This window comes from Vibrio sp. R11-SG3-ISO3-SZ (genome assembly GCF_059834345.1).
Genome location: NZ_JCBDGX010000129.1, coordinates 1 through 1,380, shown reverse-complemented (window position 1 = coordinate 1,380; position 1,380 = coordinate 1). Strand labels below are relative to the sequence as shown.

The window sequence follows — 1,380 nt, the reverse complement described above, 5'->3', positions numbered from 1 at the left end:
CTCTGTATCACCGACGTTTAATTCGTTAAACGCGCTGTTGGCGGTAAAGCTCCAGTTGCCGTCTTCATCAATGCTGAACGTGCCTTTGCTACCTTCAATGGTGTTTGGCGTGAACTTGTTGTCCGGGTTATCGATGTCTTGTGACGTCAGTTTGCCGCCCGTGGTCAACGGCGCATCGGTCTCTTGAAGCGTCACGCTCGCGCTGCTCACTGTAGCTGCGTCGTTAGTCCCCTCGATCGTTACCGTGACGGTGCTTGGCGTTCCATCGACGGAAGTGACCGTGAAGCTTGCTTGCTCTGTATCACCGACGTTTAATTCGTTAAACGCGCTGTTGGCGGTAAAGCTCCAGTTGCCGTCTTCATCAATGCTGAACGTGCCTTTGCTACCTTCAATGGTGTTTGGCGTGAACTTGTTGTCCGGGTTATCGATGTCTTGTGACGTCAGTTTGCCGCCCGTGGTCAACGGCGCATCGGTCTCTTGAAGCGTCACGCTCGCGCTGCTCACTGTAGCTGCGTCGTTGGTCCCCTCGATCGTTACCGTGACGGTGCTTGGCGTTCCATCGACGGAAGTGACCGTGAAGCTTGCTTGCTCTGTATCACCGACGTTTAATTCGTTAAACGCGCTGTTGGCGGTAAAGCTCCAGTTGCCGTCTTCATCAATGCTGAACGTGCCTTTGCTACCTTCAATGGTGTTTGGCGTGAACTTGTTGTCCGGGTTATCGATGTCTTGTGACGTCAGTTTGCCGCCCGTGGTCAACGGCGCATCGGTCTCTTGAAGCGTCACGCTCGCGCTGCTCACTGTAGCTGCGTCGTTAGTCCCCTCGATCGTTACCGTGACGGTGCTTGGCGTTCCATCGACGGAAGTGACCGTGAAGCTTGCTTGCTCTGTATCACCGACGTTTAATTCGTTAAACGCGCTGTTGGCGGTAAAGCTCCAGTTGCCGTCTTCATCAATGCTGAACGTGCCTTTGCTACCTTCAATGGTGTTTGGCGTGAACTTGTTGTCCGGGTTATCGATGTCTTGTGACGTCAGTTTGCCGCCCGTGGTCAACGGCGCATCGGTCTCTTGAAGCGTCACGCTCGCGCTGCTCACTGTAGCTGCGTCGTTAGTCCCCTCGATCGTTACCGTGACGGTGCTTGGCGTTCCATCGACGGAAGTGACCGTGAAGCTTGCTTGCTCTGTATCACCGACGTTTAATTCGTTAAACGCGCTGTTGGCGGTAAAGCTCCAGTTGCCGTCTTCATCAATGCTGAACGTGCCTTTGCTACCTTCAATGGTGTTTGGCGTGAACTTGTTGTCCGGGTTATCGATGTCTTGTGACGTCAGTTTGCCGCCCGTGGTCAACGGCGCATCGGTCTCTTGAAGCGTCACGCTCGCGCT

At 54.3% G+C, this 1,380-nt stretch carries 1 protein-coding gene; it reads right to left on the bottom strand.

Annotated features, from left to right (window positions below):
• On the bottom strand, positions 1-1,380 hold a 1,380-nt coding region (locus AC6R1O_RS15140; RefSeq protein ID WP_500657319.1), incomplete at both ends, for a VCBS domain-containing protein.